This window comes from Cylindrospermum stagnale PCC 7417 (genome assembly GCF_000317535.1).
GTDB classification, from domain to species: Bacteria; Cyanobacteriota; Cyanobacteriia; order Cyanobacteriales; family Nostocaceae; genus Cylindrospermum; species Cylindrospermum stagnale.
The window spans coordinates 78,109-95,941 of the sequence record NC_020050.1; the positions used below are offsets into that span (position 1 = coordinate 78,109).

Annotated in this window: 8 protein-coding genes; all 8 read left to right on the forward strand. The window is 40.2% G+C overall.

All coding sequences use genetic code 11. From position 1 onward, the window contains the following. Positions 1-63 precede the first annotated feature (63 nt). The 8 genes from CYLST_RS29980 (at position 64) to CYLST_RS30015 (ending at position 17,828) form a co-directional block, all read left to right on the forward strand. On the forward strand, positions 64-1,665 hold the full coding sequence (locus CYLST_RS29980) for an MBL fold metallo-hydrolase (protein WP_015328295.1): 1,602 nt from the start codon (positions 64-66) through the stop codon (positions 1,663-1,665). Positions 1,666-1,725: 60 nt separating this feature from the next. Continuing rightward, positions 1,726-8,328 (forward strand): non-ribosomal peptide synthetase, encoded by a 6,603-nt coding sequence (locus tag CYLST_RS29985; RefSeq protein WP_015328296.1) that lies wholly within the window; start codon positions 1,726-1,728, stop codon positions 8,326-8,328. Between the two features lie 50 nt (positions 8,329-8,378). Beyond that, entirely contained in the window at positions 8,379-13,583 is a 5,205-nt protein-coding gene (locus tag CYLST_RS29990; RefSeq protein ID WP_041234094.1) for a type I polyketide synthase, read from the forward strand. Beyond that, positions 13,576-14,901 carry an MFS transporter gene (locus CYLST_RS29995; protein ID WP_015328298.1) on the forward strand — a complete coding sequence of 442 codons (1,326 nt, stop codon included), beginning with the start codon at positions 13,576-13,578 and terminating at the stop codon, positions 14,899-14,901. The genes CYLST_RS29990 and CYLST_RS29995 overlap by 8 nt, the downstream gene beginning before the upstream one ends. Positions 14,902-14,986: 85 nt before the next feature. Then, positions 14,987-15,217, forward strand: coding sequence for an MbtH family protein (locus CYLST_RS30000; protein WP_015328299.1), 231 nt, complete (start codon positions 14,987-14,989; stop codon positions 15,215-15,217). A gap of 247 nt (positions 15,218-15,464) precedes the next feature. After that, the gene (locus CYLST_RS30005; RefSeq protein WP_015328300.1) at positions 15,465-16,319 is read left to right on the forward strand and encodes a 3-hydroxyacyl-CoA dehydrogenase family protein; all 855 of its coding nucleotides are present in this window, start codon (positions 15,465-15,467) and stop codon (positions 16,317-16,319) included. A gap of 55 nt (positions 16,320-16,374) precedes the next feature. Further along, on the forward strand, positions 16,375-16,626 hold the full coding sequence (locus CYLST_RS30010) for an acyl carrier protein (protein ID WP_015328301.1): 252 nt from the start codon (positions 16,375-16,377) through the stop codon (positions 16,624-16,626). Between the two features lie 47 nt (positions 16,627-16,673). Continuing rightward, complete coding sequence (locus CYLST_RS30015) at positions 16,674-17,828, forward strand: acyl-CoA dehydrogenase family protein (protein ID WP_015328302.1); 1,155 nt, start codon at positions 16,674-16,676, stop codon at positions 17,826-17,828. The last annotated feature ends 5 nt before the right edge of the window (positions 17,829-17,833 follow it).

The following is a 17,833-nucleotide window of genomic DNA, read 5'->3' on the forward strand; positions in this document are numbered from 1 at the left end:
TAGCGATTTAGCCCTGTTCATAATCTGCCAGTTTCAAATCCAATTAATTTCAAAAAAACAATCATGAAAAATCAGCAATTATACCTTAAACACAACGTAGTAGTAGAACCTCTGATTAATCAATGGTATGCCTGGCCATATTTGATTTCACCTGCTACGGCTGCCATGTTCATAGCACATTCGCATTTAAAAATAATGCAGTCGTTTGTATCAACACCGCAAGTACATATTTCTGCGCTTAAAAATCCAGCAATGCTAGGAGGTCCATTTATTAACTATGACACAAGTAGAGTTGATGAAATTAAGGCTTTGATGGACAAAATGATCAAAGAACAAGCTCATATGTTAGAACTTGCAGAAGCTATTAAAACTCTTGATAAGATGTTAACAAATGAAGCTACAGGTTATTCTCTTGAACCTGTCTATCAAAAAATCCCTGAAGTTTTAAAAGGCTATGTCGAATTGATTTATGATTTAAATAATCATCCTTCAATTCGATTTATAGAAGGGCTACTCTATCAAAGTTTATATTACAACCAATCTGCACAGAGTATAGCACTCTATTTGATCAATCCAGATAAACGTAATTTCGTATTTAGCACTCCCAGGTTAGAGGATGATAGCTGCTTACATTTAAGTATACCTTTTAGCTGCAAGGTAATAGATGAGTTATTTAAGATGAAAGATGTTCCCTGTTTATTAAGTAGCATTGAAGAAAAGCTAAATATTAAAACTAAAGATTATGAGTTATTTACATCATTATTTACGCAAGAAGAGCCGCACAAATCCACTGAATATATTGGTGACGATGTAAGAATCCGTTACTTCGGCCATGCTTGCCTTTTAATTGAGTCGAAAGGTATTAGTATTTTGTGCGATCCGATAATTAGCTATAAGTGTGATACTGGAATTAATCGTTATACGTATGCCGATCTACCAGATTGTATCGACTATATATTAGTTACTCACAATCATCAAGACCATTGTATGTTTGAAACCTTATTACAGTTGCGCCATAAAACTAAGAATGTGATTGTGCCAAAGAATAATGGCGGCGGATTGGCAGATCCATCTTTAAAATTAGTTTTGCAGAATATAGGTTTTGACAAAGAAAAAGTTAGAGAAATTGATGAAATGGAAACTATGGAAATTGCAGGAGGAATGATTATTGGTTTACCTTTTTTTGGCGAGCATGGAGATCTCAATATTAGAACAAAAATTGCCTATGTGATTAGGTTACAAGGAAGGATTATATGTATAGCAGCCGATTCAAATAATCTTCAACCTAAAGTTTATGAATATATACATAACTTTTTAGGAAATGATGTTGATGTACTATTTTTAGGAATGGAATGTGATGGAGGACCATTGACTTGGTTATATGGTTCATTGTTAACTCAACCATTACCAAGAAAAATGGATCAATCAAGAAGAGCTAATGGCTCGAATTATGAAAAAGCTATTGATTTAGTCAAGCAATTAAATCCTAAAGAAGTTTACGTGTATGCTATGGGACAAGAGCCTTGGTTAACTTTTCTTACATCTATTCAGTATACTGAAGACTCTCGTCCGATTATTGACTCTAACAAATTAGTCGAAACGTGTACTGCTCAAGGAATTATAGCAGAAAGATTATTTGGGCAAAAAGAACTTTTTTTGAAATAAACTCTATTACAGCAACCTCATAAATACAGGCTCAATTAGCTAATAATAAATAAATATTTTATGAATAAGATTCAAAAACGCCTTAACAATCTCTCTACAGAAAAGCGGGAACTTCTGGTAAAAAAGCTACAAGCCCACAAAGGAACTTCTTTAACAGAGAAAGCAAATAAAATTCCATCGATTCAACCAGCCTCTAGAAATCAGCCAATTCCTCTATCATTTGCTCAACAGCGGTTGTGGCTATTGGAGCAGCTAGAACCAGATAGTGCTGCTTACAATATCCTAGGGGGAGTGTGCTTTACTGGTCAGATGAATGTGAGTGCCTTACAACAAAGTTTCAGCGAAATCATCCGCCGCCACGAAGTTTTACGCACGAATTTCATTACACTTGATGGACAACCAATTCAAATCATTCACCCAACTTGTTCCTTTTCACTGACAATAGTAGACTGGCAAAATCTGTCAGTAACTGAACGAGAAATCTCCATTCATCAATTGGCAACAGCAGAAGCAAAACGCCCGTTTGACCTAGCAAAGGAACCTTTAGTGCGGGTGAATTTGATTAAATTAGAACAGACAGAATACATATTAATGTATTGTATGCACCACATTGTCTCTGATGGATGGTCAATGGGTGTGTTTGTCCAAGAGTTAGTCACTTTTTACTCTGCGTTTTGTAATCAGCAGCCTTCTCTACGAAACGCTACGCCAACACCGCTTGCGGAACTAACTGTTCAGTACGCCGATTTTGCCGTGTGGCAGCGCCATTGGTTGCAAGGTGAAATACTTGAGTCCCATCTCGCTTATTGGCGACAACAACTTGCTGGTGCACCAGCTTTATTAGAACTGCCTACGGATCGACCAAGACCTGCTGTACAAACCTTCCGAGGAGCACGTCAATCTTTTACTCTGGCCAGTGAACTAACTCAAGCGCTCAACTCACTCAGTTTGCGAGAAGGAGCCACTTTATTCATGACGCTGTTAGCAGCATTTGATATCTTGCTTTACCGCTATACAGGGCAGGTGGATATATTGGTCGGCTCGCCCATTGCTAACCGCAATCACAGTGGAATTGAAGGATTAATTGGCTTCTTCGTCAATACTTTAGTGATACGTACTGATGTCTCGGGCAACCCCACCTTTAGCGAATTACTCGGGCGAGTTCGGGAAGTAACAATGGATGCTTATGTTCATCAAGACTTGCCTTTTGAACTATTGGTAGATACATTGCAACCCCAACGTGATTTAAGCCATACACCATTGTTCCAGGTGATGTTTGTCCTCCAAAATGCTCCGATGGCAGAGATGGAGATTCCAGGTTTAAGCTTGAGTGCGTTGGCTATAGACAACAAAACGGCAAAGTATGACCTGATTTTAACATTCGAGAACACTGCCCAAGGACTGGTGGGGTCATGGGATTACAACACTGACTTGTTTGATCGATCAACCATTGAACGCATGACTGCTCATTTCCAGAACTTGTGTAGTGCGATCGCCTCTAAACCCCAGCAAAAAATTTCTGAATTACCTGTACTGAGTGCCGCTGAACGCCAGCAGTTGTTATTTGAGTGGAATGATACCCAGAGGGAATATCCAAAAGATAAGTGTATCCATCAATTATTTGAGGAACAGGTAGAGAAAACACCTCATGCAGTAGCAGTGGTATTTGAAGAGCAGGAATTTACCTATCGACAGTTGAATGAGCGAGCAAACTGTCTGGCCCATTATCTCCAAACCCTCGGTGTAGGATCAGAAGTATTGGTTGGTATCTGTGTTGAACGTTCCTTGGAGATGGTGGTGGGATTGTTGGGGATTCTCAAAGCAGGTGGAGTTTATGTGCCTCTTGACCCCAATTATCCGATAGAAAGGCTGAGTTATATGTTGGACGATGCCCAGGTGGCAATATTGTTGACGCAAGACAGTTTGTCGTCATCAGTTCCATCTCAAACTGCCTGGACGGTTTGTTTAGATACTGATTGGGAAGTAATCGAGCAGCATAGTCAAGAAAATTTGGCTAATAGTGTCAGTGCAGATAATTTGGCTTATGTCATCTATACTTCTGGTTCTACTGGAACTGCCAAGGGGGTTTATACGGCTCATCGTAGTGTAGTTAGACTATTACACAATACTAATTACGCCGACTTTAACTCTGAACAAGTTTTCCTCCAATTGGCTCCCATTACCTTTGATGCTTCCACCTTAGAACTGTGGGGAAGCTTGCTTCATGGCAGTAAATTAGTTATCTTTCCCAGCCAAGCTCTCGACCTAGCCCTGCTAGTGCAAATCTTGCATCAACACCAAATCACATTTTTGTGGCTGACAGCAGGGCTTTTTCATCTGATAGTAGAAGAATATTTGGATGCCTTGTCCTCAGTGCAACAACTATTAGCCGGAGGAGATATCTTATCCGTTGCCCATGTATTGCAGTTTCGGCAACGGCATCCCTGCTGTCGCTTGATTAACGGCTATGGTCCAACGGAAAATACCACCTTTACCTGTTGCTACACGCTTGTTGAAGACCAAGACATCCAGCAGACTATTCCTATTGGCAAGCCGATTGCTAACACCCAAGTCTATATCCTAAACCAACATATGCAACCAGTACCGATTGGGGTGGCTGGAGAACTATACGTCGGGGGCGATGGCTTGGCCAGAGGCTACCTCAACCGTCCCGAACTTACTTTAGAAAAATTCATCCCCAATCCCTTTTCGTCTGAGAAATCAGCACGGTTATATAAAACTGGCGACCTCGCGCGTTACTTACCCAATGGCAACATTGAATTCCTCGGACGGCTCGACGAGCAAGTCAAGATTCGCGGCTTCCGCATCGAACTGGGCGAAATCGAAGCAGTTCTAAGTACTCATCCCCAGATTCAACAAGCCGTGGTCATTGCTATTGCTGATAATTCTGAAAATAAACGTCTGGTCGCCTATGTAGTCAGTAATCAGAAAACCCTCAGCACTAACCAAATACGGGACTTCCTGCAACAGCAATTGCCTGCTTACATGCTACCCTCTGTGTTCGTCATTCTTGACACTCTACCCCTAACTCCCAATAGCAAAGTAGATAGAAAAGCACTGAAGGAAATAGATTCACAAAACTCTGAATCAAATGCTAACTTTGTTGCTCCTCATACTCTAGAAGAAGAGCTGCTTGTACAGATTTGGTCTGAGGTACTTGGAGTTGAACAAGTGGGTATCTATGACAATTTCTTTGCGCTTGGTGGAGATTCTTTGCGTGCTGTGCAAGTGTTAGCTAAAGCTGACAAAAGTGGATTAAAACTGTCCCTAAAACAGATATTTAACCATCAGACGATCTACGACCTCGTTGGGGTAACCCAACAGTCAGACCTATCCCCAAGTATATTAAAAACTGCCCCTTTCAGTCTCATTAGCTCAGAAGAACGCCAGTCTTTACCAAATGAGATTGAAGATGCTTACCCATTGACAAGGCTACAGTTGGGAATGCTTTTCCATAGTGAATATGCTCCTGAGACTGCCGTCTACCACGATGTTTTCAGCTATTATCTACAAGCTCCCCTCAACATCCAAATTCTGCATTCAGCCATAAAAGAGATTGTCACCCGTCATCCAGTGCTACGTACTAGCATTGCCATGAATCAATTTTCACAACCACTACAATTGGTTCATTCTCAAGTAAGCATTGAACTACCTGTTGACGACCTCAGTTGTTTACCATTAGATGAACAAGAGAGCAACATTACTACTTGGATTGGACAAGAAAAACAGCGATCATTTTCTTGGGATACTCCCCCATTGGCACGCTTTTATATCCATCAACGCAGTTGTGACACCTTTAACTTAAGCTTCAGCTTTCACCATGCCATTTTAGACGGATGGAGTTTGGCAACTTTAATGACAGAATTAGTTCAACACTATTTCTTCCTACTCGGTGAGACAATACCGCCTCTGCGAACAGTTCCAAGTCTAACATTTCGAGATTATGTGGCTTTGGAACAAGAAACATTACAGTCTAAGGAGTGCCAACGGTACTGGCATGAAAAGCTAGCAGACTTTACCGCGACTAAACTACCTCGTTTGCTAGATAGTCAACAGCATAGCTCAGTAGAACAGGTCGGTAAGCAAGCAGTTGAAATATCGCCAGCTTTATCAGCACAACTCAAACACTTTGCCATAAAGGTTGGAGTACCCCTCAAAAGTGTTCTGCTAGCTGCTCATTTGAGAGTAATGAGCTTTTTGAGCAATGAAGCAGATATTACCACTGGGGTGGTGACTCATGGAAGACCAGCTGCGGAAGATAGCGAGCGTGTTCTGGGTTTATTTCTTAATACCATACCTTTCCGAATGCAACTAAATGGGGGAACTTGGGTTGAATTGGTAGAGCAAACTTTTGAAAATGAGCGAGAGGCATTGCCTTTCCAAAAATATCCCTTGGCACAATTACAACAGAAAGTGGGATTAGGACAGCCATTATTCAAAACAATGTTCAATTATGTTAATTTTCATGTTTACCAAGGTTTATCTGGCATTGATAACTTGGAGGTGTTAGGGGGGCAATCTTTTGAGCAAAACAATTTTACATTTGCATCTCAATTTCCTGTTAATCCGATAACGGGTGAAATCTCCTTAAACCTCACTTACGACCCAAGCAAGTTTAGCTTTGAACAGGTGAAAAGTATCAGTGGTTATTACCTCAAAATTTTCGAGGCAATGGTTACTCAACCCGAAGAGCAATATGAGCAGGTTTGCTTGTTAAGTGCCACTGAACGTCAGCAGTTGTTAATGAAGTGGAATGATACCCAGAGGGAATATCCAAAACATAAGTGTATTCATCAACTATTTGAGGAACAGGTAAAGAGAACACCGGATGCGATCGCAGTAATATTTGAACAGCAAGAATTGACTTATCGACAGTTGAATGATCAAGCGAACTGTCTCGCGCATTACCTTCAGACTTTGGGAGTAGAGCCAGAAGTGTTGGTGGGTATTTGTGTCGAACGTTCAATTGAGATGGTGGTGGGATTGTTAGGCATTCTCAAGGCGGGTGGTGCTTATGTACCTCTTGATCCCAGCTATCCCCTTGAACGGTTGAGTTATATGTTAGCGGATTCGGGTGTCGAGGTGTTGCTTACTCACAGACCGTTGTTGTCATCTTTGCCGTCACCTACTGCACAGGTGGTTTGTTTGGATAGTGATTGGGGGACAATTGAGCAACACCAGAAGAAAAATCTTGATGTTGGTGTAGGTGCGGATAATTTGGCTTATGTCATCTACACTTCTGGTTCTACAGGACTACCGAAGGGAGTTCAAATATGCCACCACAGTGTGGTCAACTTCTTAAATTCTATGAGTTATTTTCCGGGATTAACTCAGGAAGATACTTTCAATGCAGTTACCACCATTTCCTTTGATATTGCAGCCCTTGAACTTTATCTGCCATTAATGGTAGGAGCAAAAGTTATTGTGGTTCCCCGTGAAATAGCTACTGATGCGGATTTACTGTTGTCTAAATTATTCGAGTCGAAGACAACCGCTATGCAAGCCACACCAGCTACTTGGCAAATGCTATTAGCTGGTGGTTGGTCTTCTAATTATCCCTTGAAAGTATTTTGCGGTGGTGAAGCATTATCTGCTCAACTAGCCCATCAAATTCTAGAAACTGGTAGCGAATTATGGAATTTGTATGGTCCAACAGAAGCCACTATCTGGTCTGCAATTTACCAAGTAGGAGCAAACAAAACAGTAGCAAGAAACGAAAATGCCCCTTATGCCATTGGTCGTCCTATAAGTAACACCCAAATATACATTTTAGACTCACACCTCCAACCAGTATCCATAGGCGTACCCGGAGAACTCTACATTGGTGGTGATGGTTTAGCGAGAGGCTACCTCAACCGTCCAGAACTCACCCAAGAAAAATTCATCGCCAACCCTTTTAGCCAGAAAGAAGGGGCACGACTTTATAAAACTGGAGATTTAGCTCGCTATTTAGATGATGGTAACATCGAATATCTTGGTCGAATTGATAACCAAGTCAAGATTCGCGGCTTCCGTATAGAGTTGGGAGAAATTGAAGCAGTGTTGACCAAACATCCTCAAGTGCAGGAGGCGGTGGTCATTGCCCGCGAAGACCAACCAAGTGACAAACGTTTAGTTGCTTATTTTGTCCCTAAAAAGCAACAAGTCCCCACCAATAGCGAACTGCGCTGCTTCCTCCGAGAAAAGCTGCCCAATTATATGTTACCGAGTCACTTTGTACTCTTAGAATCACTGCCGATCACACCCAACGGTAAGGTTAACCGCCACGCATTACCCGCGCCAGAAGGTCTTCGCCCAGACCTTAATATTGCATATGCAATGCCACAAAATAAGTTAGAACAAACAATCGCGACTGTTTGGCAAAAAGCTCTTAATCTAGAAAAAGTAGGTATATACGATAACTTTTTTGAATTGGGCGGTCATTCATTACTCATCATTCAAATTTATAGTCAATTGCGTGAAATATTACAAACAGATTTTCCAATGATCGAGTTTTTGAGATATCCAACTATCAGTTCTCTAGCAGAGTATTTTAATCAAACCAATAATCAAAAAACATTTTCTAACCAAACTGAGATACAAGCTGAGAAACTCAAAACTGGTAAAGCTCGATTAAAGCAACGCCGAGAACAAATACAGTAAAAATAAAGCTGTCTTAAATTAATTAATCTCAGCAGTTAGAACAACCAATTATGGATAATCCTATGCCCTTTACTCAAAACACTGGTTTAGAAATAGCAGTCATCGGTATGGCTGGTCGTTTTCCTGGAGCTAAAAATCTTAATGATTTTTGGGACAATCTCCAGAAAGGAGTAGAATCGATTTCTTTTTTTACTGATGAAGAGTTACTGGCTTCAGGAATAGATCCAGATGTATTGAGTCAACCTAACTATGTGAAAGCATCTGGAGTATTAAAAGATATAGAACTTTTTGATGCTTCGTTTTTTGATTTTGATTCAAAAGAAGCAGAAATTACCGATCCGCAGCATCGTTTTTTTCTAGAATGCGCTTGGGAAGCCTTGGAAAATGCTGGCTATGACTCTCTATCTTACAAGGGTTCGATTGGTACTTACGCTGGTACTGGGTCTAACCGATATTTAGTCAACCTTTATTCAAATCAAAACATTACAAGCTCACTTAGTAATTTAGAGATTTCAATTGGAAATGACAGGGATTTTCTGACCACACGCGTTTCCTATAAACTTAACTTGGAAGGGCCCAGTTACACAGTTCAAACTGCCTGTTCAACATCATTGGTCGCTGTTCACTTAGCCTGCCAAAGTTTGCTAGGTGGTGAATGCGATATGGCCTTGGCTGGCGGCGTTTCTATAAATTTATATCAAAAAGAAGGCTATTTTTACCAAGATGGAGGTATTACTTCTCCAGATGGGCACTGCCGTACTTTTGATGCTAAAGCAAAGGGAACTATCGGTGGTGATGGTGTAGGTATTGTAGTGTTAAAGCGATTAGAAGATGCTCTCACAGATGGAGACAATATTTATGCTGTCATCAAAGGTTCCGCTGTTAATAACGATGGTTCTTTTAAACTTAGTTATACGGCACCTCGTATAGATGGCCAAGCAAAGGTTATAAGAGCAGCTCAACTAACGGCTGAGGTTGAACCTGAGACAATCACTTATGTCGAGGCTCATGGGACAGCGACTCCCTTAGGTGACCCAATAGAAGTAGCAGCGTTAACACAAGTGTTCTCACTTCATACTGATAAAAAACACTTTTGTGCTCTTGGTTCAGTAAAAACTAATGTTGGTCATTTAAATACGGCAGCTGGTGTTGCAGGCTTAATCAAAACTGTTCTTGCATTGAAACATGGTTTGTTACCACCAAGCTTGCACTTTGAAGAACCTAATCCCCAAATTGACTTCGATAACAGTCCCTTTTATGTAAATACTGAGCTATCACAATGGAAGGTTAATAATGGTCCTCGCCGTGCCGGGGTTAGTTCTTTTGGTATTGGCGGTACCAATGCACATGTAATTTTGGAAGAAGCACCAGTTGACATTAGGCAAAACATAGAATTATGTCAATCTCGTCCTTGGCAGTTATTAGTACTTTCTGCTAAGACAAGTTCAGCACTGGAGAATGTCACAGTAAATTTAACAACTCACCTCAAGCACAACCCGACATTAAATCTTGCCGATGTGGCTCACGTACTGCAAGTAGGTCGTCGCCCTTTCAACCATCGCCGGATAGTAGTTTGCCAAAACCTAAATGATGCAGTACAGGCACTAGACCCTCCAAATCCTCAAAGAGTTTTGACCAACTTTCAAGAGCCTGGCGATCGCCCTGTTGTATTTATCTTTCCTCAGGAGGATGTACTGTGTGTAAATAAAACTTTGGAGTTATATCACTATGAACCAACATTTCGTCAGTCGGTTGATTCTTGTTTTGAAATTATAAAATCTTATCAAGAACTAGATTTACGCACAGTATTGTATCCAAACCCAGAACAGGCTGAAAAAGCTACTTATTTGCTAGAACAAACTCAAATTTCCCAGCTAGCATTGTTTGTGATTGAGTACGCTTTAGCACAGCTATGGCTGTCTTGGGGTATACGTCCTCAATCTATGATTGGTTATAGTACTGGAGAGTATGTAGCTGCAACTCTTGCTGGTGTATTTTCCCTAGAAAATGCTTTAGCACAAATAGCTGCTCGCGGGCAACTGTTGCAACAGATGCCCTTTCTAAAGCACGACATTAGGCAAATCGAAAAAATCGAATTGAACCCACCTCAGATTCCTTTAATCTCGTATGTGTCAGGAACTTGGCTTACTACAACGGAAGCAACAGACCCGAGCTATTGGTCAAAGCGTCTAAAGCAAACAGCAAACTTTGCAGATGGTATTGCTGAGTTAATAAAAGAGCCAAATGCTATTTTATTAGAGGTTGGTTCCAAAGGAACATTGAGTGCTTTAGCTTATACGCATCAAAAAGATAAACCTACGGCTTTGAGTTCACTTCCTCATCCAAAAGACCAACAGTCGGATATAGCATTCTTGCTCACTACCTTAGGGCAACTCTGGCTTTTGGGAGTTCAAGTAGACTGGTCTGGTTTTTATGCCCACGAGCAGCGTTCCCGGATTCCGTTGCCAACTTATCCTTTCGAGCGTCAACGTTACTGGATTGACCAACAACCAGATATTGTACCTGTTACTACACAGGTAATACACAAAAAGTCAAATATTGCAGACTGGTTTTATATTCCTTCATGGAAACAATCTAAACTCATTGAACCTTTTGAAGAAGAAAAGACACAAGCTCAAAAGATTTGTTGGCTTGTTTTTGTTGATGCATGTGGCTTAGGAAAAGAACTTGTAACAAGACTGGAACAACAAAAGCACGATCTGATCACAGTGTTTGTGGGAAAACAGTTTGCTAAACTTAGTGATAATGCATATATAATCAATCCCCAGCGACAAGATGACTATGAAGCCTTGATCCAACAACTACGCCAATTAGATCGGATACCACAAGCGATCGCCCACTTCTGGAACGTCACATCATATGACCAATCGTACTTAGCAGATCGGGACTTTGAAAATAGTCAGTATTTAGGCTTTTACAGCCTGCTCTTCCTAACTCAAGCCTTAGATAAACAAAACATAACTTATCCTCTGCAAATTATTACAGTAACAAACAATTTGCATGAGGTGACAGGTGAAGAAAGTTTAAACCCTGAAAAAGCAACCTTGTTAGGACCGTGCAAAGTTATTGGACAAGAATATCCGAACATATTTTGCCGTAGTGTTGATGTTGTGATTCCCAAATCTACAACTGAAAACGAGAAGCTAATAGACTATTTGATAGAGGAATTTACAACTAAAACAGATGACCTAATAGTTGCGTATCGTGGACATCATCGCTGGGTTCAAACATGGGAACCCGTCCAACTAGGTGCAGTGATTGAAGAAAAAACTAGGTTTAGGAACAGAGGTGTTTATCTCATCACTGGTGGTTTGGGAAACATTGGCTTTACTTTTGCCAAATACTTAGCTAAGGCATTCAAAGCCAAGCTGATCTTGTTAGGGCGCTCCGATCTTCCTATCAAAGAGAATTTCTCCGAATGGATAGCAACGCATGGTGAACAGGACACAGTAAGCCGCCAGATTCAAAAAGTAAAGGCTCTGGAAGAGTTGGGTGCTGAGGTTTTAGTCATCAGTGCGGATGTGGCTAACTTTGAACAAATGCAAGTAGCAATAGCTCAGGCAGATGAATACTTTGGCAAAATTAATGGTGTGATTCATGCGGCAGGGATAGTCGGAGATAATTCATTTAAACTTATTCAAGAGATTGGTAAGGCTGAATGTGAAATGCATTTTCAGTCTAAAGTGCATGGGCTATTTGTACTGCAAAAACTTTTGCATAGCAGAGAGCTTGATTTTTGCCTTTTATTATCCTCTATATCCTCTATTTTAGGAGGATTAGGGTTTGTCGCTTATTCGGCAGCAAACCTTTATATGGATGCTTTTACTTATCAGCAAAATCGGACAAAAACTGTACCTTGGATTAGCTTGAACTGGGAAGGTTCGCCAGTTGATAAAGAAGAACAGCAAAATACAAATAATCAATCAACTTTGGCTGAATTATTTATTACAACTACAGAAAGTGTAGAGGTCTTTAAACGTGTTTTTTCCATCAAGAAGCTATCTCAAATTGCTATCTCCTTAGGAGAGCTACAAGCTAGAATTAATCAGTGGCTTAAACTGGAATCAATACGTGATGTAGAACCTTCTAAACAAGATACAGAGCGTTCAGTACAGAAAGATTCACCCCAACTCCGCCCAAGAGCAAATTTGCAAACTGCTTATGTTCCTCCCCGTACTCCTGTTGAGTTCGTCGTTGCTAATTTATGGCAACAACTCCTAAATATTGAGCGTGTAGGTATTTATGACAATTACTTTGAATTGGGAGGTCATTCCCTTGTAGCTGTGCGCTTAATGGCTCAAATTCAACGAAAATTTGGTCAGAATATACCATTGGCTGCTCTGTTTCAAGCTCCTACAGTGGAAAAGCTAGCTAGTGTTCTCCAAGAGACAACAGATTCCCGACCTTGGTCTCCTTTAGTAGAAATTCAGCCTCGTGGTTCAAAGCGACCTTTCTTTTGCTTACCAGGAGGTGGTGGAAATGTCCTTTACTTTTATCAATTAGCGAATTACCTGGGGCTAGACCAACCATTTTACGCTTTACAAGCATCAGGTCTTGATGGAAAGACTCCTGCACACACAAGTATTGAAGATATGGCTGCTGATTACATCAAAGCAATACAAGTTGTGCAGCCAGAAGGTCCATATCTTCTGGGAGGTCATTCCTTCGGAGGCCGTGTAGCTTTTGAAATCGCCCTACAGTTGCAACAGCTAGGTCAAGAGGTTGCTGTGCTTGCCATTTTTGACACTTGGGCACCAATTCCTGACCAGAAACCTGTGGAAGTTCACAAGGATGATACGCAATACTTAATTGAGATGGTAAACATGATAGAAGGATTTTTTAGCAAGAATTTATTTATAACAGAGGATACTCTGAGAAAGCTGATGCCAGATGAGCAGTTAAACTACTTTCTCGCTCAGTTAAAAACTGCTGAAATATTACCTCCACAGGCTACTTTAGAGCAAGTTGACGGTTTCCTAAAAGTTTATAAAGCTAACACTAAAGCTAATTGTGCTTATATGCCAAAAGAAGCTTATCATAATCAAGTTACTGTCTTCCATGCACAAGAAGAACTCTTTGATAATCCGTCAATGGGTTGGGATAAGTACTCTTTAAAATCAGTAGAGACTTATGAAGTACCAGGTGAACATATCACAATGATGGCAGAACCTCATGTTCAGGTTTTGGCAAAACATTTAAAAGTTTGTCTTGAACAAGCACAGGCAAATGGTTGAAGAAAATTATGCCAAACAACGCTCTACCATAAATGGAATTTGGGTTTTTATCCCGATCTGGTTTGGACAATTGGTATCAGTAATTGGCTCTGGTGTGACTGCCTTTGCACTAGGTATATGGGTGTACCAGCAGACAGGATCGGTGACAAATTTAGCCCTCACTTCTTTGTCAGCAACTCTACCGTCTGTGATCATTTCTCCAATAGCGGGTGTGTTTGTAGATCGCTGGAACCGAAAGTGGATAATGCTTATAAGCGATTTGATTGCAGGTTTAATGACAGGCTTACTCGCACTGATGCTCTTTGTAGGTAACCTTGAAATCTGGCATATTTATTTAGTGACAGCTGTTCATTCCATCTGCACTACCTTCCAAGAACCAGCTTATATGACAGCTATGACATTGTTGGTTCCCAAGCAGCATCTGGCTCGAGTCAATGGTCAACTTTATCTTGGAGAATCTATGACTCGGATGATATGCCCTATGCTAGCAGGTGTATTGATAGCAACCATTAAAATTCAGGGTATTATTCTGTTCGACTTAGCTACCTTTGTCTTCGCCTTAGTCACGCTGCTATACATTCGGTTTCCCAAACCTAAGATCGCAGATCGTGCAAATGTTACGGGAAAAAGCTCGCTGTTAATTGAAGTGGTGGATGGTTGGAGATACATCAAGGCAAAACCAGGAATTTTAGGGTTAATGGTATTAACAGCTGTTACCAACTTTATGTTTGGTACAGTTGGAGTACTAAGTATTCCTTTGGTAATCTCTTTTGCTTCAGTTACGGTGGTAGGAATCTTAACATCTATTAGTGGTAGTGGTATGTTGTTCGGTAGCTTAACTGTGAGCATTTGGGGAGGATCGCAGCGCAACATGAAAAATGTGTTTTTCTTTATGTCGTTGAACGGGCTGTGTCTTGCATTTATAGGGCTAAAATCTAATGTTTGGCTTGTTGGTGTCGCCGCCTTTATCTTCTTTTTCGGCTTGCCAATTATCAACAGCTCAATTAATGTCATCCTTCAAAGAAAAGTCATGGCCAACGTTCAGGGAAGGGTCTTCGGCTTGACGGCAATGATTTCTAAGTCCTGCCTACCCCTTGCTTATCTCGTTGCTGGATCTCTAGCCGACAATGTCTTCAAGCCCCTAATGCCTCCAAGTGGTTCATTGGCTGGAAGCTTGGGACAAATTATCGGTGTCGGACCAGGACGCGGTATTGGTCTAATGTTCATAGTTATGGGAATGTTGACCATGATAGCAGCAATTTTTGCCTACCAATATCGTCCTCTTAGATTGGTAGAGAAAGATTTACCAGATATATAGACTCTCGCTTTCAAGTAAATAAACCATATCATTCACACAAATCTTACGGTAAAGAAGCAAAAATATAAACTAATAGGAGACAACCATGAATACACATGAACAAGAAGACAAGACGATTTACAAAGTGGTTGTAAATCACGAACAGCAGTATTCTATCTGGCCTGCCGAACGAGAAAATGCTCTTGGCTGGCAAGATGCAGGTAGACGTAGTTCTAGGGAAGAATGTTTAGCATACATTAAAGAAGTGTGGACCGACATGAGACCGCTTAGCTTGCGGAAAACAATGGAGGAGTCAGCACGTAAAACATACTCGTAGCTTCACGTGTTGAGGAGGATAGTTTAGAAGCGCTTCTTCTTGGTAGAGAAGTACATAAGAAACAAGGATCATAACGCGAATATTGCTATGACTGCCCCTGCGTTGGTAAGTCAGCCGAGGTTAGTTTTAGCATCAATATCTAACACATCAAAGGTACTACTTTACCTTTTTATAAAGTAAAAATGTAATTGGTAAAGCTATTCAATCTAATTATTTTCTATCTGGAAATTTACCCTTACAACAAATTATGGAAATTCAAGTCGTAGGCGTTGTAGGTGCAGGTATTATGGGGATAGGACTATCACAAAGCCTAGCCCAAACTGGTCATAATGTAATTCTTTTAGATATTTCCGACAAAATTTTAGAAAAGGCAAAACAAGAAATAAAAAATAATCTCCGTTTCCAACAGCTTTTCACAAAAAATAAGAAAGTCAAACAACTAGATGATATTCTGAGTAATATTACGTTTTCTACAGATTATCAATTCCTTCAAAATGTGGATTTTGTTATAGAAAACGCTACAGAAAAGTGGCATATAAAAAAAGATATATACGAAAAAATAGATCCAATTTGCCAGCCAGAAATAGTCTTTGCTGCTAATACATCTGCTATACCTATTACTCGCATTGCTTCAGTCACAAAGCGTGCCTCTAAAGTGATTGGGATGCATTTTATGAATCCCGTACCAATGAAGCCTACGGTTGAAACAATTCGTGGTTATCACACTAGTAATGAAACTATTGAGACAGCCAAAAAATTATTGGTTCAGATGAAAAAAGAATGTATTTTGGTCAATGACTCACCGGGCTTTGTATCGAATCGCATCTTGATGTTAACCATTAATGAAGCTATTTTTATTTTACAAGAACAAATAGCATCAGTGGAAGAAGTAGATAGAATTTTTAAAACATGTTTTGGACATATAATGGGACCCTTAGAAACCGCTGACTTGATAGGATTGGATACGATTCTATTCTCTATCGAAGTTCTGTATGAAAGTTTCAATGAAAGTAAGTACCGACCATGTTCTTTACTAAAAAAAATGGTCGATGCTGGATTACATGGACGGAAAAGTGGACAAGGTTTTTATACCTACAATTAAGTAATTAAGAAATTAAAATTTGAGAAGTTTCAGTATTATTCACAGCAGGTAGACAATGAAAGAAGCTAAAATTAAAATCCAAAAATTCCTAGCCCAGTCTTTTGGTCATCATGAATTCCAAGAAGACGAAGACATATTCTCTCTTGGTTTTGTGAATTCGATGTTTGCTATGCAGTTGGTACTATTTTTAGAGAAAGAGTTTCAAATAACGATTGAAAATGAAGACCTTGAATTTGAAAACTTCAGAAGTATAAATGCCATGAGCAGCTTTCTAGAAAAAAAGATGCATATACTTGCACAGAATTGAAGCAAAGAATATAGGCATTAAGATTTGTTAACACTTAAGTGAAAGGGATGCAAATAGAATTAACTCCTCAGCAAAAAGAGGCTAAAGCTAAATTCCGAGCCTTCACAGATGAAGAGATTGTCCCTGATGCAGATAGGGCTGACCAAGAAGAACGGACTTCGAGGGAACTGATTCAAAGAATAGCTCAACAAGGTTATCTAGGCGCCATTGTGCCTAAAGAAAGAGGCGGCAGTGGTATGGATATGATAATTTACGGTCTTTTAAATGAAGAAATGGGACGGGGATGTTCTTCACTACGAAGCTTGCTTACAGTCCACTCTATGGTTACTCATGCCATCCTCAAGTGGGGCAGCAAGTTTCAAAAAGAGCATTGGATTCCCAAATTCGCTTCTGGTGAAGCGATCGCTGCTTTTGGCTTAAGTGAACCTAATGTGGGCAGTAATGCTAAAAAAGTGGAGACGACAGCAACACTTTCTGAAGAGTTTTATGTCTTAAATGGGCAAAAGAAGTGGATTACCTATGGACAAATTGCTGATATTTTCTTGATATTTGCTCACTGTGAAGGTAAGCCCACTGCTTTTCTAGTTGAAAAAAACACACCAGGACTCTTGGTTAAACCAATTTTTGGAATGTTGGGTACTAGAGCTTCGATGTTAGCAGAATTGCATCTAAATAATTGTCGGATTCCACGAGAAAACCTTGTATGTAAAGAAGGTTTTGGTTTTTCCCATGTAGCATCTTGTGCCTTAGATTATGGCAGGTACAGTGTAGCTTGGGGCTGTATAGGTATTGCTCAAGCCTGTCTTGAAGCCTGCATTCGGTATACAAGTCAAAGAAAGCAGTTTGATGTTTATTTGAAAGACCACCAATTAATTCGACAAATGGTGACTGAGGCGATCGCTAATGTGAAAGCAGCGAGACTATTGTGTTACCAAGCAGGCTACTTAAAAGATATTGGCGATTCTAAATCGATTATGGAAACCTCAATCGCTAAGTATTTTGCTTCTACAACGGCGACTAAAATAGCAAGCGATGCTGTACAAATTCATGGTGGCCATGGTTGTAGTAGTGAATGCTCTGTTCAGAGGTATTTTCGAGATGCCAAAATCATGGAGATTATCGAAGGAAGTACTCAGATTCAACAGATTACCATTGCTGAGTATGGTTATCAACAATATATGTTTTCACCTACTCAAACTTAGTGTTT